The organism is Achromobacter sp. ES-001, from assembly GCF_019448355.1.
Classification (GTDB): Bacteria; Pseudomonadota; Gammaproteobacteria; order Burkholderiales; family Burkholderiaceae_B; genus Achromobacter; species Achromobacter spanius_B.
The window spans coordinates 4,238,171-4,259,057 of sequence record NZ_CP079940.1 but is presented as its reverse complement, the minus strand read 5'-3'; the positions used below and the strand labels follow the sequence as shown (position 1 = coordinate 4,259,057).

Annotated in this window: 16 protein-coding genes; 6 read left to right on the top strand and 10 right to left on the bottom strand. The window is 67.6% G+C overall.

Annotated elements, in window-relative coordinates; all coding sequences use genetic code 11:
- Positions 1-12 precede the first annotated feature (12 nt).
- The 3 genes from KYT87_RS19060 to KYT87_RS19050 are packed head-to-tail and all read left to right on the top strand — an operon-like array spanning position 13 to position 3,230.
- Entirely contained in the window at positions 13-846 is an 834-nt protein-coding gene (locus tag KYT87_RS19060; RefSeq protein ID WP_104144242.1) for a CoA transferase subunit A, read from the top strand.
- Positions 839-1,573, top strand: a complete 735-nt coding sequence (locus KYT87_RS19055) for a CoA-transferase subunit beta (protein WP_104144243.1) — start codon at positions 839-841, stop codon at positions 1,571-1,573. The genes KYT87_RS19060 and KYT87_RS19055 overlap by 8 nt, the downstream gene beginning before the upstream one ends.
- Positions 1,574-1,583: 10 nt before the next feature.
- Entirely contained in the window at positions 1,584-3,230 is a 1,647-nt protein-coding gene (locus KYT87_RS19050) for a class I adenylate-forming enzyme family protein (RefSeq protein WP_219990591.1), read from the top strand.
- A gap of 83 nt (positions 3,231-3,313) precedes the next feature.
- Here the strand turns inward: KYT87_RS19050 and KYT87_RS19045 are convergent, their stop codons facing one another.
- Genes KYT87_RS19045 through KYT87_RS19030 form a run of 4 tightly spaced genes read right to left on the bottom strand, consistent with a single transcriptional unit; the run spans position 3,314 to position 9,831 of the window.
- Positions 3,314-4,441 (bottom strand): ABC transporter permease, encoded by a 1,128-nt coding sequence (locus KYT87_RS19045; RefSeq protein WP_046804143.1) that lies wholly within the window; start codon positions 4,439-4,441, stop codon positions 3,314-3,316.
- Between the two features lie 2 nt (positions 4,442-4,443).
- Positions 4,444-7,263 carry a ribosome-associated ATPase/putative transporter RbbA gene (rbbA, locus tag KYT87_RS19040; RefSeq protein ID WP_185975365.1) on the bottom strand — a complete coding sequence of 940 codons (2,820 nt, stop codon included), beginning with the start codon at positions 7,261-7,263 and terminating at the stop codon, positions 4,444-4,446.
- On the bottom strand, positions 7,263-8,330 hold the full coding sequence (locus KYT87_RS19035) for an HlyD family secretion protein (RefSeq protein WP_046804142.1): 1,068 nt from the start codon (positions 8,328-8,330) through the stop codon (positions 7,263-7,265). The genes rbbA and KYT87_RS19035 overlap by 1 nt, the downstream gene beginning before the upstream one ends.
- Before the next feature lie 16 nt (positions 8,331-8,346).
- Positions 8,347-9,831 (bottom strand): efflux transporter outer membrane subunit, encoded by a 1,485-nt coding sequence (locus KYT87_RS19030; RefSeq protein ID WP_219990590.1) that lies wholly within the window; start codon positions 9,829-9,831, stop codon positions 8,347-8,349.
- A 199-nt stretch (positions 9,832-10,030) separates the two neighbouring features.
- On the opposite strand from KYT87_RS19030, the gene KYT87_RS19025 reads away from it, so the two are divergent.
- The gene (locus KYT87_RS19025; protein ID WP_046804140.1) at positions 10,031-10,633 is read left to right on the top strand and encodes a TetR/AcrR family transcriptional regulator; all 603 of its coding nucleotides are present in this window, start codon (positions 10,031-10,033) and stop codon (positions 10,631-10,633) included.
- An 8-nt stretch (positions 10,634-10,641) separates the two neighbouring features.
- Here KYT87_RS19025 and KYT87_RS19020 read toward each other — a convergent pair whose 3' ends face one another.
- The 6 genes from KYT87_RS19020 to KYT87_RS18995 all read right to left on the bottom strand — a co-directional run bounded on the left by KYT87_RS19020 (position 10,642) and on the right by KYT87_RS18995 (position 18,055).
- Positions 10,642-11,640: a GntR family transcriptional regulator gene (locus KYT87_RS19020; protein ID WP_219990589.1), complete on the bottom strand. Its 999-nt coding sequence runs from the start codon at positions 11,638-11,640 to the stop codon at positions 10,642-10,644.
- 5 nt (positions 11,641-11,645) lie between these two features.
- Positions 11,646-12,698 (bottom strand): 4-hydroxythreonine-4-phosphate dehydrogenase PdxA, encoded by a 1,053-nt coding sequence (gene pdxA / locus KYT87_RS19015; RefSeq protein WP_046804139.1) that lies wholly within the window; start codon positions 12,696-12,698, stop codon positions 11,646-11,648.
- The gene (dtnK, locus tag KYT87_RS19010; protein WP_219990588.1) at positions 12,695-13,912 is read right to left on the bottom strand and encodes a D-threonate kinase; all 1,218 of its coding nucleotides are present in this window, start codon (positions 13,910-13,912) and stop codon (positions 12,695-12,697) included. The genes pdxA and dtnK overlap by 4 nt, the downstream gene beginning before the upstream one ends.
- Positions 13,909-14,898: a 2-keto-3-deoxygluconate permease gene (locus KYT87_RS19005; protein WP_104144249.1), complete on the bottom strand. Its 990-nt coding sequence runs from the start codon at positions 14,896-14,898 to the stop codon at positions 13,909-13,911. Before KYT87_RS19005 ends, dtnK begins: the two co-directional genes overlap by 4 nt.
- Before the next feature lie 236 nt (positions 14,899-15,134).
- Positions 15,135-17,273 (bottom strand): TonB-dependent siderophore receptor, encoded by a 2,139-nt coding sequence (locus KYT87_RS19000; protein ID WP_370638720.1) that lies wholly within the window; start codon positions 17,271-17,273, stop codon positions 15,135-15,137.
- Between the two features lie 257 nt (positions 17,274-17,530).
- Entirely contained in the window at positions 17,531-18,055 is a 525-nt protein-coding gene (locus KYT87_RS18995; RefSeq protein ID WP_219990587.1) for a MarR family winged helix-turn-helix transcriptional regulator, read from the bottom strand.
- A 180-nt stretch (positions 18,056-18,235) separates the two neighbouring features.
- Here KYT87_RS18995 and KYT87_RS18990 point away from each other — a divergent pair, with 180 nt between their 5' ends.
- Together KYT87_RS18990 and KYT87_RS18985 are read left to right on the top strand one after the other, a co-directional pair.
- Complete coding sequence (locus KYT87_RS18990) at positions 18,236-19,210, top strand: Bug family tripartite tricarboxylate transporter substrate binding protein (protein ID WP_046804135.1); 975 nt, start codon at positions 18,236-18,238, stop codon at positions 19,208-19,210.
- A gap of 9 nt (positions 19,211-19,219) precedes the next feature.
- Positions 19,220-20,788, top strand: coding sequence for a sulfatase-like hydrolase/transferase (locus KYT87_RS18985; protein WP_219990586.1), 1,569 nt, complete (start codon positions 19,220-19,222; stop codon positions 20,786-20,788).
- The last annotated feature ends 99 nt before the right edge of the window (positions 20,789-20,887 follow it).

Sequence of the window (20,887 nt, the reverse complement as noted above, 5' to 3'; positions counted from 1 at the left end):
GAGAGGAAGACGATGGCTTCGGGATTCAACCAAAAGAACAAGCAGTGCACGGTGGCCGAGCTGGCCGCGCTGGTGCCCAATGGCGCGTCGATCGCGCTGGGCGGCAGCTTTCTGCATCGCGGCCCGTTCGCGTTCGTGCGCGAACTGATCCGGCAAGGCAAGCGCGACCTGGAACTGGTCAAGCAATCGCCCGGGTATGACGTGGACATTCTGTGCCGCGCCGGCGTGCTGCGCCGCGTGCGCGCGGGCATCGTCGCCATGGAAGGCAATTTCGGCCTGGCGCCCTGGTATCGGCGCGCGGTGGAACAGCGCCAGATCGAACTGGAGGAACACGCTTGCGCCAGCCTCACGGCGGGCCTTCGGGCGGCGGCGTTCGGCGTGCCGTTTCAACCCTGCGGCGGCCTGCATGGCAGCGGCCTGCCGGAACTGAACGGCTGGGCCTGCCTGGACGACCCTTATGGCAGCGATCAGAAAACGTATGTGGTGCCGGCGATTCGCCCCGACTTCGCGGTGATCCAGGCGTCCGAGGTGGACGCGCTGGGCAATGTGCGCGTGCACGGCACCGCGCATTGGGACCGCATCATGTCGCGCGCGGCGGGCAGCGTGCTGGTGGTGGCGGAAAAGCGGGTCGACAGCGCCGTGTTCGAAGCGCAACCCGAATCCACGCTGGTGCCGTACTTCATGGTGCAGGCCTACGCCGTGGCGCCGGGCAGTGCGTGGCCCGGGTCGTGCTGGCCCGACTACGCCATCGACTATCCGGCGGTGGAAGCCTACATGGACAAGAACAGCGATCTACAAGCGCATCTGGCCGCCGCGCCCGAAGCACAAGGGGGCAATCATGGCTGAACAGTGGTCGGGCTTTTCCTACATCGTGACGAACCTGGCGCGCTTCATCCGGCCAGATGAAATCACCTTCAGCGGCGTCAATTCCACCATGCCGATGCTGGCGTGCCTGCTGGCCAAGCGCGCCTATGACTGGGACTTCGTCTACATCAACGTGGCGGGCGGCGTGAACCCGCGCCCCTCGCACATTCCCATTTCAAGCTCCGACCCGGTGTTGGCCGAACACACCGCGTCGATCTTCTCGAACGAAGATTTCTACGACCTGTGCACGCGCGGCCGCATGGACCTGACCTTCCTGGGCGCGGCCCAGATTGACGGCGCGGGCTGCGCCAATAACTCCTGCATCGGCGACTGGCACGCGCCCAAGGTGCGCTTGCCGGGCGGCGGCGGGGGCGCGGTGATGCTGCCCACGGCCAAGCGCGCCTGCACCTGGCGCACGGAGCATTCGCGGCGCACCTTCGTGCCCAAGCTGGACTTCATGACATCGTGGGGCGGCTTTCATGGGGTGGTGACGCCCATCGCGGTGTTCATCAAGCGCGACGGGCGCCTGGCGCTGCAATCCTGGCATCCGGAATCCAGCCTGTCGGAAGTGCGCGAGCGCACCGGCTTTGAGTTCGATGCGAGCGGCGCGGCGCCGACTGAACCGCCGACCGAGCAAGAGGCTCGCGCGCTGCGCGAACTGGACGCCGACGGCCAGTTTGAACGCGACGCCGCCGTTGCGCTGCGCTAGGGAGGCCGCCATGACTCTTGCCGAACCGACGCTGGTCGCGGCGTTTGCGCGTGCCTGGCGCCAGCCGGAGTGGGCATCGCGCGCCGCCATCTTCACGGCTGACACGACTGTGACGTATGCCGAGCTGCACCAGCGCGTGGCGCGCATCGCGGATGGCATCCGCGCGGCGGGCGTGGCGCCGGGCAGCTATGTCGCCATCGCCATGGAGCGGTCGCTGGAGCAGGTGCTGACCCTACTGGGCGTGATGGCGGCGGGGGCATGCCCCTGCCCGTTGGAACCCCGCTTGTCGGCCGAGGAAACGGCGCGCCGCGTCGCGGCGGTGGGCCTGACCTGGCTGCTGCACGACAAGCCCAATGCCGCGACGGCGGCGGCCAGCGGCCTGGCTCCGGCGCGGGTGCTGGAGGCGGCAAGCGTGGCAAGCGCGGCGAGCGTGGCCGACGTGGCGAACATGGCGAACATGGCGAACGCGGCGAACATGGCGGGCGGGGCAACTGTGGCGGACGTGCCGGACCCGGCAACTGTGGCCGACCTGGCGCGCCCGGCACATCCCGCGCGTCCGGACTACGCGTCGGCGCTCGGATGCGCCGACCAGATCTTGGCCGATGCGCCCGGCCTGTTGCTGTTCACCTCCGGCAGCACCGGCAACCCCAAGGGCGTGTTGCTCAGCCATCGGGGCTTGGCCAACAATGCGCGCGGCGTGTTGGCGCATACCGGCCTGACGCCTGACGACCGCTTGCTGCACGTGATGCCGCTGCATCACACCAACGCCTTGAACAACCAGATCTTCGCGCCGTTACTGGCGGGCGCCAGCGTGGCGTTGGCCGGCCGCTTTCGCGCCGACGACATGCCGGGCTTGCTGCGTACGTTCCGGCCTACGATCATCACGGGCGTGCCCACGATGTACGCGCGCATGCTGGAACTGGAGTTCGATGCCGCCAGCCTGGCCGGCCTGCGCTTTGCGCGCTGCGGATCGGCGCCGATCACCGAAGCGCTGCATCGGCGCATCGAAGCATTCCTGGGCTGCCCGCTGGTGGTGTCCTACGGGCTGTCAGAGGCCACCTGCACGTCCACGATGAACCCGCCCGACGCCCGCCGCGTGGGCTCGGTCGGCACCGTGCTGGCCGGCCAAAGCGTCACGCTGCGATTGCCGGACGGCGCCGAAGCCGCGCCCGGCGGCGAAGGCGAAATCTGCATCGCGGGCGACAGCCTGATGCTGGGCTACCTGGGCGTGGACAACGGCAACGATGGCCCGCCGGCGCTGTTGCGCACGGGCGACCTGGGGCGCTTCGACGACGCGGGCTACCTCAGCATCACGGGCCGCATCAAAGACGTCATCATTCGTGGCGGCGAAAACATTTCGCCCGCCCTGATTGAAGGCGTGGTGACCGGGCTGCCCTTTGTTGCCGCGTGCTGCGTCGTGGGCGCGCCGGACGATGACCTGGGCGAAGTGCCGGTGATCTTCGCGCAACCCCAGGCCGATGCCACGGCGGGCGCGCAGGAAGCCGCCGCGCTGCAAGCGGAAGTGCAGTCTCGGCTGGGGCGGATCTACGTGCCGCGCGACGTGTTCTGGGTCGAGCGGCTGCCGGAAAACGCCGTGGGCAAGGTCGACCGCAAGGCGCTGGCCGGCATGGTGTCACGCAAGCCCGAGCACGCGTGATCCCTCTGCTGCAAGCACGTTGACCCCAAGCGGCCCAGTGGCGCATCCACCGGGCTGCCCGCAAGATCCCGGGGCGCAAGGCGTCACGCCATCTGGCTGAGCGTCTTGCGAAAGCGCTTCAACGAAAAGGCAAACAACACACTGCCGATCAGCGCCAACGCCAGAAAGGGCTGCCAGACCACGCTTAGCCCCGCGCCGCGATACAGGATGGCCTGGCCCAGCTCCACGAAATGCGTGGTGGGTGCGGCCAGCATGATGTCCTGAACCAACTGCGGCATGCTTTCGCGCGGCGTTGTGCCGCCCGACAGCATCTGCAACGGCAGCAGCACCAGCACCAGCAGCATCCCGAACTGCGGCATGCTACGCGCCAGCGTCGCCATGAAGATGCCCATGGATGTGGTGGCAAACAGGTGCAGCGCCACGCCCGTCAGGAACAGCGCCACGGACCCTTCGATCGGTACGTGCAGCAGCCCCCGCACCACAAACGTCAGCGACAGGCCGGCGGCCACCAGCACCACCAGCCCCATGGACCAGACTTTGGCCACCATGATTTCCGTCGGCGTCACCGGCATGACCAGCAGGTGTTCGATCGTGCCATGTTCGCGCTCGCGGATGAGGGCCGCGCCGGTCAGGATGATGGACAGCATCGTGACGTTGTTGATGATCTCCATCAGGCTGCCGAACCAGGCTTGCGTCAGGTTGGGGTTAAAGCGCATCCGCACCGCCAGCTCTACCGGCAGTTCGGTGGGCTTGCGGTAGCGCCTGACAAATTCGTTGATTTCGTCGCTGACGATCTGCTGGATGTAGTTGCTGCCGGTGAAGGCCTGGCTCATCCGCGTGGCATCCACGTTCAGCTGGATCTGCGCGGGCTTGCCGGCCAGTACGTCGCGCTGGAAATTTGGCGGGATGTTCACCGAAAACGTGTAGCGCCCGTCGTCCATGCCGGCGTCGGCCTGGGCCGCCGTGACCATCCGCGGCGGCGTGAAATGCGGGGGATAGAACGCCGACGTGATGCGCGAGGACAGCGGCGAGACGTCTTCATCGACCACGGCGATGGCCGCGTTGTGCAGCGATTCCGGCACCGCGGTTGCCGCCGTGTAGATCATCAGGGTGAACGAGATGAAGATCAGCACCAGCATCATGGGATCGCGCGCCAGGCTCCACAGCTCTTTCACGCCCAGCCGGTAGATATTGGCGACATGTCGCGGCATGGTCAGGCCTCCTGCTTTTTCAGTAGCAGCACCGACGCGCCCAGGATCACGGGTATCGCCAGCAGCAGCGGCCAGAACGAGCCCTGCAAGCTGGCAAAGTCCAGCCCTTTGCTGAACACGCCACGGCTGATGGTCAGCATGTGGGTGGCCGGATAGACCTGCCCGATCAAACGGCCCATGCCTTCCAGCGACGACACCGGATTGAGCAGCCCGGCAAACTGCACCGCCGGCACCAGCGTGCCGATCATGGTGAAGAACAGCGCCGCGATCTGGCTGCGCGTGAAAGTCGAGGCCAGCAAGCCGATGGCGGTCGCCACCACGTTGTAGATCAGCGCGGCGGCCAGCAAGGTCGTGAAACTGCCGGTGATGGGCACGCCGAAGACGGTTACCGCCAGCAGCGTCATGAGCAGAAAGTTAAGCATCGCCAGCGCCACGTAAGGCAGCTGCTTGCCCAGCAGGAACTCCAGCCGTGTGACCGGCGTGACGTACAGGTTGATGATCGACCCCAGTTCTTTCTCGCGCACGACGGCCAGCGCCGTCAGCATGGCCGGCATCATCAGCAGCAACAGCGGGATCACGGCCGGCACCATGGCCGGAAGGCTGCGCACGTCCGGGTTGTAGCGAAAGCGCGTTTCGATGCTGATCTGCGGCGCGGCCGCGCTGCCCAGCCGTTCGCGCGCCTGTTGTTGCAGCCAGCCCTGGTGCATGCCCTGCACGTATCCCCGTATGGTCTCGGCGCGTTGCGGCATGGCGCCATCGATCCAGACGCCGATCTGCGCGTTGCGCCCGCGTTCGACATCGCGGGCGAAGCCCTGCGGGATCTCGATGGCCAGGGACAGCTCGCCGCTGCGCATGCGGGCATCCATGTCCTGGTAGCTGGCAATGGGCGGCTGCTCGATGAAGTAGCGCGAGCCCGACAGGTTCAAGGCGTAGTTCTGGCTCAGGCTGGTCTGGTCGCGGTCCATGACGCCATAGCGCAGGTCTTCCACGTCCAGGCTGATGCCAAAGCCGATGACGAACATCAGCAGCAGCGAGCCGGCCAGGGCCAGTGTGGCGCGCACCGGGTCGCGGCGCAGTTCCAGCGTCTCGCGCCACAGGTAGCTGATCATCCGTTGCAGGTTGAAGCCACGCTGCGTGGCAGGGCGCGTTTGGGGATGCGTGGTGGTGCTTTCCGGCGATGCACTCATGTCTTGCGCCGGGCCGGCGGGCGCCGGTGTGTCGGTGGCTGGCGGGGTGGCTGGCGGGGCGGGCCGCGTGCCCGCACCGGCGTCGATCAGATAGGCGATGAAGGCCTCTTCCAGCGTCTTGGCGCCGCGCATCCGGATGATGTCGGCGGGCGAGGCACTGACCAGCACCTTGCCTGCGTGCATCAGCGACATCCGATCGCAGCGCTGGGCCTCGTTCATGAAGTGGGTGGAAATAAAGATCGTGACCCGGTCCTCGCGCGCCAGCGAAATCAGAAGGCGCCAGAAATTGTCGCGGGCCACGGGGTCCACGCCCGAGGTCGGCTCGTCCAGAATCAGCAGCTCGGGTTTGTGCACCATGGCCACCGCCAGAGACAGGCGCTGGCGCACGCCCATCGGCAGCTTCTCGGGCAACGCATCCAGCACGTCGGTCAGGTCGAAGCGCGCCACCATTTCGTTCACGCGGGCGGGGATATCGGCTTCGGGCACATGGAACAGCCGGGCGTGCAGCACCAGGTTCTGGCGCACGGTCAGTTCCCCGTATAACGAGAACGCTTGCGACATATAGCCGACCCGGCGCCGCGTATCGATGTTGCGCGGGTCGACCTCGGTGCCGAACAGCCAGGCCTGGCCTTCGCTGGCCGGCAACAGGCCCGTCAGCATCTTCATGGTGGTGGATTTGCCGCAGCCGTTCGATCCCAGGAACCCAAAGATCTCGCCTTGGCGGATGCGAAAGTTCACATGGTCCACAGCCACAAAATCGCCGAAGCGCATGGTCAGGTCGCGCGCCTCGATGGCGATGGGGGCGTTGTCGTCCAGCGCCAGTGGCGTGATCTGCACGGGCTTGTGGCCGCGCCGCTTGGCTTCGGGCAACAGGGCAATGAAGGCGGCCTCCAGCGAGTCGGCGCCGGTGCGTTGTTGCAGCTGGGCGGGCGTGCCGGTCGCCAGCACGCGGCCTTCGTCCATGGCGATAAGCCAGTCAAAACGCTGCGCCTCGTCCATGTAGGCGGTTGCCACGATGACGCTCATGCCGCGGCGTTCGCGGCGGATGTCGTTGATCAGGTCCCAGAACTGCGCGCGCGCCAGCGGGTCGACGCCGGTCGTCGGTTCGTCCAGGATCAGCAGGTCGGGGTCGTGGATCAGCGCGCAGCACAGGCCCAGCTTTTGCTTCATGCCGCCCGACAGCTTGCCGGCCGGCCGCGACAGGAACGCGGCCAGGCCGGTGCTGCGCGTCAGGCTGTCGATACGGCGGCGGCGCTCGGCTTCGCCATGGCCGAACAAGCGCGCAAAAAATTGCAGGTTCTCTTCCACCGACAGCGTTGGGTACAGGTTCTTGCCCAGGCCCTGTGGCATGTAGGCGATGCGGGGGCAGACGGCGTCGCGATGACGCTTGCTGGCCATGTCGCCACCCAGCACGTTCACCGTGCCGGTCTGAACGGCGCGCGAGCCGGCGATAAGCGCCAGCAGGCTGGACTTGCCCACGCCGTCCGGGCCGATCAGGCCCACCATGCGGCCGGCGGGAATGTCCAGCGTGATGGCGTCCAGTGCAAGGGTCTTGCCGTAGCGCAGGCTCACGTCCGCCAGCGTGACCACCGCGCGGGTGGGCTCGGCGGCGGGGGCCGTCGTGGGCGTGTCCATCAGGGCACCTTGACTTCCAGGTTGGCGGGCCACGCGGCATCAGCGTCCAGCTTCAGCCAGGCAACACCGGGCACGCCGGTCTTGACCTGCTGCAAATGCTGTTGCAGCAGTTTGGGATCGATCTGCGCCTTGACGCGGAACATCAGCTTTTGCCGCTCGGAGGCCGTCTCCACGGTTTTAGGCGTGAACTGCGCGGTGCTGGCCACGAACGATACCTTGGCCGGTATGACGTATTGCGGCGCGGCGTCCAGAATGATGCGCACGTCCTGGCCCAAGGCCACGCGGCCGGCCGCCCGCTCCGGCAGGAAGAACGTCATGTAGACGTCGGCCAGGTCCACCATGTTCAGCACCTTGCCGCCAGCGCCCAGTACTTCGCCGGGTTGGGCCACCAGGTACTGGACGCGGCCGGCGCGCGGCGCGCGCAGTTCGCTGTCGGTGATGTCGGCGTCGATACGCGCGATGGTGGCCAGCGCCGCGTTCACTGCCGACTGCGCGCCCACCTGCGCCGCGCGCGCTGCCTGGATGGCAGCCTGGGCGGCGTTCACTTGCGCGCGCGCGGCATTCACCGCCGCCTGGGCGCTGCGGACGCGGGCCCGGTCGTCGTCCAGTTCCTGGATGGACGAGGCGCCTTCCTTGGACAAGGTTTCCGATCGGGCCAAGCGTCGGCGGGCCGCGTCCAGCTCGCTTTCGCGTTGCACCACCACGGCTTCGGCGGCCAGCTTGTCGCTTTCGCGCTGGGCGATCTGCGCGCTGGCGCTGGCGGCGTTGTTGATGGCTTGCTGATGCTGGGCACGGGCTTCCTCGCGCTGGGCATTGAGCGTATCGATCTGCATGCGCGCCAACGCCTGGCCCGCGGTGACGAAGTCTCCTTCGGCCACCAGCACCTCTTGTACGCGGCCGGCCAGCTTGGTGGCGACGTCGATCTCCGTGGCTTCGATACGCCCGTTGCCGCTGATGAAGCCTTCTCCCGGGCCGTTGTCGGCCAGCATGCGCCAGCCGGTGTACGCGGCAACGGCCACGGCCAACACGAGCACGACGGGTATCAGTTTTCGGGTGGGCAGCTTCATGGTTTTTGTCCTGTTGTTATTGCGGGGCGGGCGCTTGAGTTGCCGCGCCGTCAGGGCCGGCTGCCGACACGCCCGCCTGCGTGCCGCCTCCCAGCGCGGCGTACAGGCCGACGCGCGCCGATAGCAGGGCGCGGCGCGTCTGCGCCAGCGCCTGCTGCGCGGCCAGCAGGTCGCGCTGCGCGTCCAGCACTTCCAGGTAGGGCGACGCGCCATGGTCGTAGCGCAGCTTGGCGAGCCTGGCGCGTTCGCTTTGCGCGGCCACGGTGGCGCGCAACACCTGCACCTGTTCGGCCAGCCAGCGGCGCGCGGCCAACGCGTCGGACACGTCCCTGAACGCGCTCTGGACGGTTTGTTCGTAGTTCGCGACGGCCTGGTCGCGGCGTATCTCGGCCAGGTCCAGGTTGGCGCTGCGCCGGCCGGCGTCAAAGATCGGCAGGTCCAGGCTGGGCGTAAAGGTCCAGGCGCCACTGCCGCCGCCGAACAGGCCGTTCAGTTCGGCGCTGGCGCTGCCGAAGGCGCCGGTCAACGTAATGCGGGGAAAGAAGGCGGCGCGCGCCGCGCCGATATTGGCGTTGGCCGCCCGCAGCTGATGTTCGGCCGCGACAATGTCGGGGCGCTGCGTCAAGAGGTCGGACGGCAGCCCGGCCGGCAGGTCGCGCATCACGGCCGCATCGTTCAGGCCGGTGCGAGGCAGCGGCAGGTTCAGCGGCTTGCCCACCAGCAGTTCCAGCGCGTGCGCCTGCGTGGCGCGCGCCTGTTCCAGTTCGGCGCCCAGCGCGCGGGCCTGCTGCCACAGCGTTTCCACCTGGGTCAGGTCCAGCTTGGCGATGGCGCCGACTTCGTAGCGGCGGCGGAAGATGCGCAGGGATTCTTCGCGCGAGGCGATGGTCTGGCGGGTGAGCGCCAGCCGTTCGTCCAGTTCACGTAGCGACAGGTAGCTGTCCGCCACCTGCGCAATCAGGGACAAGGTGACGGCCCGCGCGGCGGCATCGGACGCCAGGTAGTTTTCCAGCGCGGCGTCTTTCAGGCTGCGCACGCGACCCCAGAAATCCAGCTCCCAGGTGGCCATGCCGACACCGGCCTGGTACTGGTTGGCCACCACGGGCCGACCCGTCAGGTTCAGGTCCGCCGGCGTGCGCGAACGGGTGCCCGTGGCCTGCACGCCCAAGGTCGGAAACTGGTCCGACCGCTGGATGCCGTACAGCGCGCGCGCTTCTTCCACGCGCAGCAGGGCCTGGCGCAGGTCGCGGTTGTTGGCCAGCGCTTCGTCGATCAGGCCTTGCAGAACCGGGTCCGAAAAATAGCTGCGCCAGCCCACGTGGGCGGCGTTCAACTCTGCATTCGGTTCATTGGATGGTGGGGTGGCCCAGGTGGCGGCCACTGGCAGGGCGGGGCGTTGGTAGGGCGGGGCCATGGACACGCAACCCTGCGCCAGCAGCACGGCCAGGGCGGCCGGCGCCAGGCGGGCAGCGTTCCATGCCGAAACCGGACGGCGAGTCATGTGTCGTTCTCCATCGCGTCAATGGAAGCCTTACGTCCAACGGCGGTAACCGTGGCGTCTTCACGGAGTCTATTTTGCCCGGCGCGTAGCGGCGAATCCTTGATCGACATCAAGCTAGCGACTGACTGGTCGGTTTTTAATAAGGCCGCAGGACGGCGTGCGACGTCTACGCCGCGCGTCATTTCGCAAGGAGCCACGAATGCGTACGCAACGCCAGCGTCTGCCTCCCACGGTGCGGACGGGGCAGATTCTGGATGCCGCGCTACAGGAATTCTCGGCGGCGGGTTACGAGGGGGCGCGCATGGAAGACATCGCGCTGCGGGCCGGTTTGTCCAAGGGCGGCCTGTACGCCCATTTTTCCAGCAAGGAACAGGTCTTTCGCGCGCTGCTGGAACGTCACCTGACCCCGGCCCGCCTGGACGCGCGCGCCATCGTCGAGGCCTCGGCGTCGGTCCGGCAATTGGCGGAACGCCTGGTGGACCATCTTTACGCCAGCCTGGCCAACCCGGCCATGATCGTCACCATGCGGCTGCTCCTGGCCGAAAGCGCGCGAGTACCGCATCTGGCGCGGCGTTGGCGGCAAGAGACGGCCGACGCCCATCTGGCCGATATCGTCAGCTTGCTGGCCTTGGCGCGTGAGCGCGGCTTGTGTGAAGGGGGCGTGGCGGCGCGGCACCCCGAGCTGTTGCTATCGCCGGTGGTGCACGCCATCGTCATGGCGATCCTGGCAAGCGCGGACGAGCCCTTCGATCTGGCGGCGCGGCGCGACGCGCACGTGGCGCTGATTTGCGGGTTGCTGTAGGGCGAAGGTCAGGCCTGGCCGCGCAGCCGGGCCAGCTCGGCCGAAAGCTCGGCAACCAGCGCCTGCGCACGCGCCAGGGGATCGTGCGGCGATGTGGCGTCTTGCGGGGTCCGGGGCTCGGGCTTGAAGGCGACGTCGGCCGCCTCGGCCGGGTCGGCCAGGTTCGCCACGCTGGCCGAGTGGGCCGAGTGGGCCGGTTTGGCCGGCTCAGCCCCTTCCGCCGGCGCATCCTGCAAACGCGGATGCACGCTTTCGTGGCCCATGCTGACGTCCACGTCGAACACCAGCTGCTCGGCGCGATGCCAGGTGGTGAACCACTCCAGGGGACGATCATGCTGATCCATGCCCTGGCCCTGCAACATCAGCAGCGGCGTGCCGGTCTGGGTGTGCAGCAGTTTGGCGAGCCTGGCGTCGGCGGCCACGGCGCGGATCTGGTTGCGGCCCGCGCCGGGTCGCAGGCCGAAGCGCCGCGTCAACACGCCATGCAAGGAAGCGTCGGCCAGATCATCGGCGCGCAGCCCGGGCACGGCGTCAGCCGGCAGCCACGTACGCACATACGCCAGCGGCGCGTCGGCCACATGACGCAAGCGTTCCAGCATCAGTAATTGCGTGGTGCCAAAAAACGCCGCCACGTCGGCGGGCGGTTCGGCCCGCGCGAACGCCAGCACGCGCGTCTGCAAGGCCACGCCGGACTGCGCGAATTGTTCGTACAGCCCGGTGGACCGCTGCACCAGCCGGCGATGTTCCTGCGGCGCGGCAACCGTTGCCGGGCGCCCGCTTTCGCGTTGGATCAAGCCTTCGGTGGCCAGCGCGGCCAGCGCCTGGCGGACCACGCTGCGCGCCACGCCAAAGCGTACGCACAGCGCGGCTTCGCTGGGCAGCACGGCGCCCGCCGCCAGCTTGTTCGTCCGGATAAAGCCCCGCAGCAAGGCCGCCACCTGGGCGTGCAGCGGGGTATCGCCAGAGCGATCAAGAACGGGCAGTGCGTCGTGCGTGGCGGGCGCCATGGAAATCAACCTCCGGTTTGTGCCCGCGCAGTTTCCCATACATGCGTCCAGCCCGGGGCCAGGTGCGCGGCGCGCTCGGCGGCCAGGATCAGGCTGTCTTCGCGCGCGATGCCCTTGCCGGCGATGTCGAACGCGGTGCCGTGGTCCACGGACACGCGCACGACGGGCAGGCCGACGGTGATGTTGACGCCGTCATCGCCATACACGGCCTTGAACGGCGCGTGCCCTTGGTCGTGATAGCAGGCAATCACGAACTGCCACTTGCCGCGAACGGCTTGCGGGAACAGGGCGTCGGCGGGGATCGGGCCGGCGGCCAGGATGCCGGCCGCGTTGGCTTCGGCCACGGCCGGGGCCAGGATGTCGGCGTCTTCGCTGCCGAAGATGCCGTTTTCACCGGCGTGCGGGTTCAGGCCCGACACGGCCACCGGCTGGTCGCCACGGCCCAGCGCCTTGGCGAACGAGCCCGCCAGACGCAGCACGGCGCGCATGCGCGTGGGCGTCAGGTCGTCGATGGCCTGGCGCAGCGATACGTGCGTGGTGGCGTGGAAAATGTAGAGGTCGCCGGCCGACAGCACCAGCGAGAACGTCTTGACGCCGAACTCGTGCGCCAGCAGTTCGGTGTGGCCGGGCCATTTGTGGCCGGCGGCGTGCATCGCGGCCTTGTTCAGCGGCGCGGTGACGATGCCGTCGACTTCGCCGGCGCGCGCCAGGGCGCAGGCCGTGGTCACAAAACGCACCGAACCGTCGCCCGCGTCGGCGCTGATTTCGCCCAGCTTGACGTGGGCCAGCGACGGGCCGGCTTGCAGCACTTCGATGGTGCCGGGGGCATTGGTACAGTCGGCCGCGCGGTCCAGCTTGCGCACGATGGCGGGGTCGCCGCCCAGGCCGCGCACCGCGTTGACCATCACGTCCACATCGCCCACCACCAGCAGGCGGGCCTTTTGGCGCAGTTCGTCATGGCCCATCAGCATCTTGGCCGTGATTTCCGGCCCGATGCCGGCCACGTCGCCCAGGGTGACGGCCAACAGCGGCAGCTTGTTCGATTGAGGTTGTGTCATCGCTTGAATCTCCTGTCGCGGATCGCGCGCACGGCGCGAACCAGTACGTCTTCGGTGCCAAAGCCGCCGGCCTTGGTCACCACGGGCAGGCCCGCGGCCATGCCCCCGGTCAGCGTGCCAAGAGGCACGCCGCCCATGACTTCATCCACCAGCGCGATGCCGCGCGCGGCCAGCGCCACCAGCACGCTGCGCGCGCCGTCGCCACCCGTGGCGACCACGCCCGCCGCGCGGGATGCCGTGATCAATTGCGCCGCCAGGCTGCCCAGCCGTTCGGCGACTTTCTCGGAATGCAGGCCGTCCAGCTGCCCTTCGGGCGCCAGCAGCAGCACGGTGCCGGCGTCGGCCGGCGCCTTGGCGTGCGCTTGCAACAGCGGCTGCGTCCAGGCCTGCCAGGCGGCGTCGTCGGCCAGTTGTTGCAGCGAGGGCGTCCAGGTGTCGGCGCCCGACGCCTTCAGTGCAGCGGCTTGCGCGCGTGCGGCGCTGTGCTGCGACGTGACCACGACGACGACGGGCGCCGTCTGGTCCGCACCGGCCCACACGCGAGCCAGCGGCACGGCCAGGCCGCCCGCGCCCACGGGCAGGGCGTGTTCGCCCAGCAAGCCGATGGCGCGCGCCAGGCGCTCCAGGTCGGCGTCCGTGGCGGCATCCACCACCACGGTGTGGCCCGCTTCGCGGATGCGCGCGGCCAGCGCTTCCGGCGTCTCGCCGTCTTGCACCGCGACGTGGGCGCAACCCAGCAACGTGGGGATATGGCTTTCGGTGACGGGCGTGACCGGGTCCGTCGCGGCGGACGTTTCGGTGACGGGCTTGCCGTTCACCCTCAGCACGCCTTGTTCAACGGTGCGGCCGGTGGCGGGAAAGGCGGGGCAGATCACCGCCACCGTGTCCGGGCCCCAGGCCAGGCGGGCTGCGTCGATCTCGGCCTTGAAGGCGCCGCGCAAGGTGGAGTCCACCTTCTTGTACAGGCGCGACACGCCGGCCGCGCGCAGCTGGCGCACGTTCTGGTCGATGACGCGGGCGGCCTCGGCGGCGGGCAGGGCGCGGCTGTTGGTCGTGACCGCCAGCACTTCGACGCCGGCCGTGGCCGGGCCGGACAGCGCTTCCTCGGCGCCGCCGATGGACAGGTGCGTGCTCCAGCCGGCGCGCACGAACTGCACGGCGGTGTCGCCCGAGCCGGTCAGGTCATCGGCAACGATGGCGATGGTGGGGGTCAAAGCGCCTCTCCGCGCGCCTCGCCCAACGTCGGCGTGGCGCGGCTTGCGTCCGCGTCCTCGGACTTCAGTTCACCGGCGCGCTTCAGGAAGTACGACGCCAGGATCGGAGCCAGGATGGAACTGATCAGCACGCAGGCGGCCACTTGCGCGGTGGCAGTGGACACGTATTGCTGGAAGTTGGGATCTGCGGCGGCCACCACGGCGGGCGTGGCGATGGCGTTGCCGGCGGTGGTGCCGGCGGCAAAGCCCAGGCCGCTCTTGCCGCCACGGCGCAGGATCAAGCGATAGCCCAGGTAGACCAGGCCGCCGGTAATCGGGCTGATGATCAGGCCCAGGATCAGGCCGCTGATGCCGCCGCTGACGACCGCGCCCAGGTTGATGCCGGTGCCCAGCGCGAAGGCGAAGAACGGGATGACGATGTTGGGCACGGGCTTGAGCACGTCGCGCCACTTCGGGTCCAGGTTGCCGACCACGACACCCAGCAGGAACGGCACCAGCGCCGCCACCAGGGCAATCATGGGAATGTCGGCCAGGCCCGAGGCGCCCAGGAACAGCAGGCTGAAGAAGGGGCCGTCATTGACGGCGCTGGCAACGTAGGCGCCACGGTCGCGCGCATCGCCGTACTGGCCGGTGTAGGCCAGCCACAGGCCGCCGTTGCTGTTGTCGAACGCGGCCAGCAAGGCCAGGATCGACACGCCCAGCACGCCGTCCAGGCCGACGTAGCTGCCCAGGATGATGATGAGCGTGGCGGGCACCAGCGTCTTCATCAGCAGGATGGTGCCGGCCGTGGCCAGGATGGGGCCGCCGGTGCGGGCGTTGACCTGCGTGCCGGTCGCGAAGATCAGCAGGGCGATCAGCGGCAGGGCGCTGTTCTTGAAGAGGGCGGTAGTGAAGCCGCCGATGGCCAGCGCATCAGGGGCAAAGGTGCCGATCAGGGAACCCAGGATCAGCGGCACAAGCATCAATCCACCAGGGATTTTCTGCATGGTGCCAAAAAAAGGCGAACGGGAAGAGGCAGCGGTCGACACTTGCGTAAGTCTCCAGGACGGTTCTGGTGGATTGCAGACGTTCGTTGACGCGTCTGTCAGTGGGGGTTGAAAAACCGCTAGTGTACACCTGTACGTACTGCCTGTACGTACAGGTTTTGCAGCTGGCTCGGGTTTTTCAGGATTCCCGTCCTGGAGGGTTTAGCGCAAATGCCGGCGTTGCGACGAGCCTTGCGTCAGAAGCGGTACGCCCCGCTCAACATTACCGTGCGGCGTGCGCCGTAGAAGCAGTCGCCACGGTCCAGGCAAACCACTTCATAGGTGCGGTCGGCAATGTTGTTGACATTCAAGGCATAGCGCCACGGGCCGTTGTCGTAGCTGACCATCGCGTCGAACAAGGTGACGGCGGGCGTTTCGGGCGCGCCGCCATCGCGGAAGGCCGTCAGGTAGCGCACGCCCGCGCCCACCGCGAAGCCGGGCTGGCCGGCCAGCGCAAAGCGGTACTTGCCCCACAAAGACGCCATGTGCTTGGGCAGGGCTTCCAGTTGCGGGTCGACATCGGTGTAGAGGTAGTTGGCGATCACGTCGACGTTCTTGGTGACGCGGCCTCGCAATTCCAATTCCACGCCGCGCGTGCGCGTCTTGCCGGCCTGGAGCTGGTTGTTGGGGTTGTCGGGGTCATTGGTTTGACGGTTCTTTTCGCGCAGGTCGTAGGCCGCGGCGGTGAACTCGATGTCGGCGTCCTTGGGCATGTATTTGATGCCGGCCTCGACCTGCTTGCCGCGCAGCGGCTTGTAGCGTTCGTTGTAGAAGTTGGACCCGGCAATGGGCGTGAACGATTCGCTGTAGCTCAGGTAGGGCGACCAGCCGTTGTCGGCCGCGTACATCAGGCCGAAGCGCTTGGTGGTGGCGTAGTCGGTTTCCTTGTCTTGGCCTTCGATGCGATTGTCGGCGCGGTCGCGGCGGATGCCCGCCAGGAAGATCCAGTTCTGGTCGAACTTGATCTGGTCCTGCGCGTAAAAGCCCAGCTGCTGCTGCTTTTGCTTGGGCGTGTCGGACAGTTCATATTCCGGCCGGTTGCCGTAGACGGGGTGATACAGGTTCAGCGGCGCGCCCAGGCCGGAGGCCGTCTGGCTGGTCTCGCGGTAGTGCGAATAGTCCATGCCGAAGATAACGGTGTGCTCGGTGCGGCCCCAGTTCAGCTTGCCCTCGATATTCTGGTCGGCCAGCAGCGTGCGCATGCGCGGCTTGTTGACGTAGAAGTAACGGTCGGTGGTGGTCTGTTCCGCGTCGATATAGGAATCGCCACGGCGCGCGCCGTACACGTTCGGGTACAGCGATTGGTAATCAACGCGGCTGACGGTGTTGCGGAAATTCTGGCGGAATTTCCACGTGTCGTTGAACTGGTGTTCAAACAGCCAGCCCACGCTGAATTGCTCGGTGTCGTAGGCGTCAAAGCCCGACTCGCTGACGAAGCGGCGCGTCGGGATGCGGCCGTTGGGGTTTTCCTGCACCGACCCGCTCCAGGGCAGGAACGATTGCGTCGTGCCCGCCTTGTCCTTCTGCCACAACGCCTGCAAGGTCAACGACGTGGCGGCGCTGGGTCGCCAGGTCAGCGACGGCGCCAGCATCAGGCGGTCGTCGGGCGCATGTTGCACCTGGGTGTCGCTGTCGCGCCCCACGCCCACCACGCGATACAGCCATTGGCCGTCTTCCGTGACCGGGCCGGTCAGGTCGGCCTGGATTTCGCGGCGGCCGTGATTGCCCACCACCACGCCGATTTCGCGCTGGGCGTCGGCTTGCGGGCGCTTGCTGACCAGGTTGACCAGGCCCCCGGTGCTGCCTTGTCCGTACAGCATGGACGACGGGCCGCGCAGCACTTCCACGCGCTCCAGGCCGTAGACCTCGGTGCGCGGGTTGTTGGAGTTGAAGAACTGGCGCAGCCCGTCCAGGTATTGCGCGGGCTCGGTGCCGCGTATGCGCACATAGTCGCCGCGGTTGTCCACGCCGTACGCGTTGGGCCGCACGCCCGCGGCGTAGTTCATGGTGTCCTGCACGTTCAGCGCGCCCTGGTCCACGATCTGGTCCCGCGGAATGACGGTGATGGCCTGCGGCGTTTCGGACAGCGGCGTGTCGGTCTTGGTGCCCGTGGCGCTGCGCGTGGCGACGTAGCCGTCCACGGGGCCGGTCGCGGTTTCGCCCATGCCGGTGACCTGCACGGCAGGCAGGACGGTGGTGGCTTCGGTGGCCGGATTGGTGGTTTGCGCCTGCGCGGTGGCGCCCAGGCAGGCGGCCAGCGCGGCGGCCAGCGCGGCGGCGGGCAATAGCGTCTGCGGCCGCGCCAGGCGGGCGGCACGAAGTGTATGGCGTTTCAAGAGTCGTCCCCTACGGCGCTGCGGCCGCTGATTACATACAGGAATAGCAACGATAACTATTATTAATTGCGTTGCGGCCTCGCGCCAAGACGCATGGGCGATCCCAGATGTAAAAAAAACCTGCAAGGGTGGGCGGCGGCGCTTGGCTGCCGGCAATAAATACCTTGCGTTTCAGAGGCTTGGCGGGACGCCAGGCAGGCCCCGCCATTGAAGAGAAGAAGGCGCCGTCCTGTTGGCCCCAAGCGACACCGGACGCGTCATGCGTACTGCGCGCGCCGCGTGCCGCCTTCGCGGCGGCTGGCCTTGTCGGCCACGATATTGTCTTGGCCCATCTGCCGGCCGCGCTGTTCGATGCGGCCCAGAAAGTCGCGCAGCTGCGCCACCTCGGCATCGCTCAGGTCTTGCACCAGCAGTGCATTCAGCCGCGACACTTCGGGCAGCAGCGCCTGGTATCGCGCCAGCCCCTCGGCCGTGGCCTCGACCCGCACGACACGGCGGTCGGCGCTGTCGTGCAAACGTCGCAACCAACCTTTTTCACACAGCGCGCCCAAGGTGCGCGACGTGCGCGCCAAGTCCAGCTTGGCGGCGGCGGCAAGCTCGGCGGAATTCATGATGCCGCCTTCAATGGCGCAGGCCAGGATGCGCCATTCGCGTCGCGTGATGCCAAAGCGCCCTTCGCACAGGCGCACGAAGACGGGGTTCGATTGCGACCATGCCTGATACAGCCGATACATCAGCATGTCGGCCAATTGCGGCGGTGCGGGGGTGGGGCGGGTTGGCATGGCGTCTCCTCCTTGCCGCAGCGCGTGCCGCGTCGGCGCGTTGCGCTGCATATCGTTATGGAAAGTCCTGGATTAGATCAAGCAATGGACCCGTTGCTACAGTCAATCTGCTTATTTCGGTATACGGCCAGGCAGAAAGAAACATAACCGACGGCGGGCCACTGTCGACAGGAGAACACCATGCGTAAATGGATGACGGGCGCGGCCTTGGCTGCCGCGTTGGCGGGGGCCGCGTCGCTGGCCGGTGCGCAGCAGGCGCCGCTGGATGGCGCGTTGACCATCGTGGTGGGCTACCCGCCCGGCGGAAGTTCCGACCGCATTGCGCGGCTGGTGGCCGACCGCCTGAAAGACCGCGTGGGCGTGCCCGTCGTCGTGGAAAACAAGACGGGCGCCGGGGGGCGCATCGCGGCCCAAGGCCTGCATGCCGCGCCTGCCACGCAGAACGTGTTGATGCTGGCCAACCCGGCCGTGATGGTGGTGGCGCCGCTGGTCTACGCCCAGCCCGGCTACGACGCCCAGCGCGATTTCAAGCCCGTGTCCCTGGTCAGCGAATATAAGTTCGCGCTGGCCGTGCCCGCGTCCTCGCCCATCCAGGACGTCGCCGCGCTACGTTTGTGGCTGCGCGCCAATCCCAAGCAATTCACCGTGGGCGTGCCCGCCACCGGCAGCTTGCCGCATTTCTTTGCATTGATGCTGGGCCGTGAAATCGGCCAGGAGCCCGAGGTGGTTGGCTATCGGGGGTCGGCGCCGCTGATCTCGGAACTGATCGGCGGCATTCTGCCGCAAGGCATCGACACGCTGGATACCTTGTTGCCGCAGCATCGCGCCGGCAAGATCCGCATCCTGGCGACCTCCGGTGAAACGCGTGACGCCGATCTGAAAGAGGTGCCCACCTTTCGCGAAGGCGGTGTGAACCTGGCGGCCGACGGCTGGAACGCGTTCTTCGCGCCGGCCGCGATGCCCGAGGCGAAGGTCAAGCGGCTGGGCGCCGACATTGCCGCCATCCTGCGCGAGCCCGCCATGCAGCAAGCGGTGCGCGCCGTGTTCCTGGAGCCGGTGTCGCGGGACGCATCCGACACCGCCAAAGCGTTGGCCGCCTACCGCCAGCAATGGGAGCCGGTCGTGCGCGACTCCGGCTTCACGGCCACGCAATAAGGGGCGGCGATGCGTACCGTGCAAAACGTGTTGTTCATCATGGCGGATCAGCTGCGCGCCGATCACCTGGGCTGCTACGGCCATCCCTATCTGCAAACGTCAAACCTGGACGCCCTGGCCAGGCGCGGCGTGCGCTTTGACCGCGCCTTCGTCAATTCCGGCGTGTGTGGCCCGTCGCGCATGAGCTACTACACGGGCCGCTATCCGTCGCGGCATGGCGCGACGTGGAACCGCGTGCCCTTGTCCGTCAACGAGATCACGCTGGGTGAATACCTGGCCGGGCAGGGCCGCGACCTGGCGCTGGCGGGCAAGACGCACATCATTCCCGACAAGGCCGGCATGGAACGGCTAAGCATCGATGGCGCCTCCGAGCTGGGTGTGCTGCTGGCGCGTGGCGGCTTCACCGAACTGGACCGCTACGACGGCCACCATCCGCCCGGCGACGAAAGCGGCTACCCGGCCTACCTGCGGCGCCACGGCTACGACAGCGCCGACCCCTGGACGGACTTCGTCATTTCAGGCGTGGATGCCAACGGCCAGATCGCCAGCGGCTGGCACATGCGCAACGTGCATCTGCCCGCGCGCGTGGCCGAACCGCATTCCGAAACCGCCTACATGACGGACCAGGCGCTGGACTTCATGCAGCGGCGCGGCAGCCAGCCCTGGGTGCTGCACTTAAGCTACGTCAAGCCGCACTGGCCCTACATGGCGCCCGCGCCGTACCACCGGCGCTACACCGCCGACCAGTGCCTGCCCGTGCAACGCAACCGCGAAGAACTGCGCGACGCGCACCCCGTCGTTGCAGCGTATCGCCAGCAAGAAGAAAGCATCAGTTTTTCCACCGACGAATGCGTGCGCGTGGTGCGGCCCGCGTACCAGGGGTTGATCCAGCAGCTGGACGACCACCTGGGCCGACTGTTCGACTACATGGAAGGCGCGGGCCTGATGAAGAACACGCTGATCGTGTTCACCGCCGATCATGGCGACTTCCTGGGCGACCACTGGCTGGGCGAAAAGGAATTGTTCTACGACACCGTGCAACGCGTGCCGTTCATCGTGATGGACCCATCGTCGGCCGCCGACGCCACGCGCGGGCAGGCGCTGAATGACATGGTGGAAAGCGTGGATCTTGTGCCGACCGTGCTGCGCGCGCTGGGCACGCCAGGCCCCGCGCACCGGCTGGAAGGCCGCGAACTGCAAACGCTGCTGCATGGGCGCGACGCCGCCACGCCGTGGCGCGAGTGCGTGTTTTCTGAACTTGACTACAGCTTTCGACACGCGCGCATCCTGCGTGGCAAGACGCCGCAGAACGCCCGCGCGTGGTCGGTGCGCACGGACCGCTGGCGCTATGTGTACTGGCTGGACGAGCCCGAGCAGCTGTACGACCTGCATGCCGACCCGGGCGAATTCCAGGACCTGGGCACAAGCCGCGAGCACGCCGCCGTCCGCCTGGAACTGCGTCAGCGCCTGTTGGACTGGATGCTGCGCGGCAAGCGCCGCACCACCCTGAGCGACGAGGCCGTGGAAAAGGCCACCAACGCGCACAAACGGGCGGGTGTGTTTTTCGGGCAGTGGTAAGGGGCGGGCGCCATTGCGCGGTAAGCGGCGGGAAGGCGTCTTGCACCAAGGGGCGGGGCGCCGTCTCGCACTAAGGGGCGGGGCGCGTCTTGCACCAAG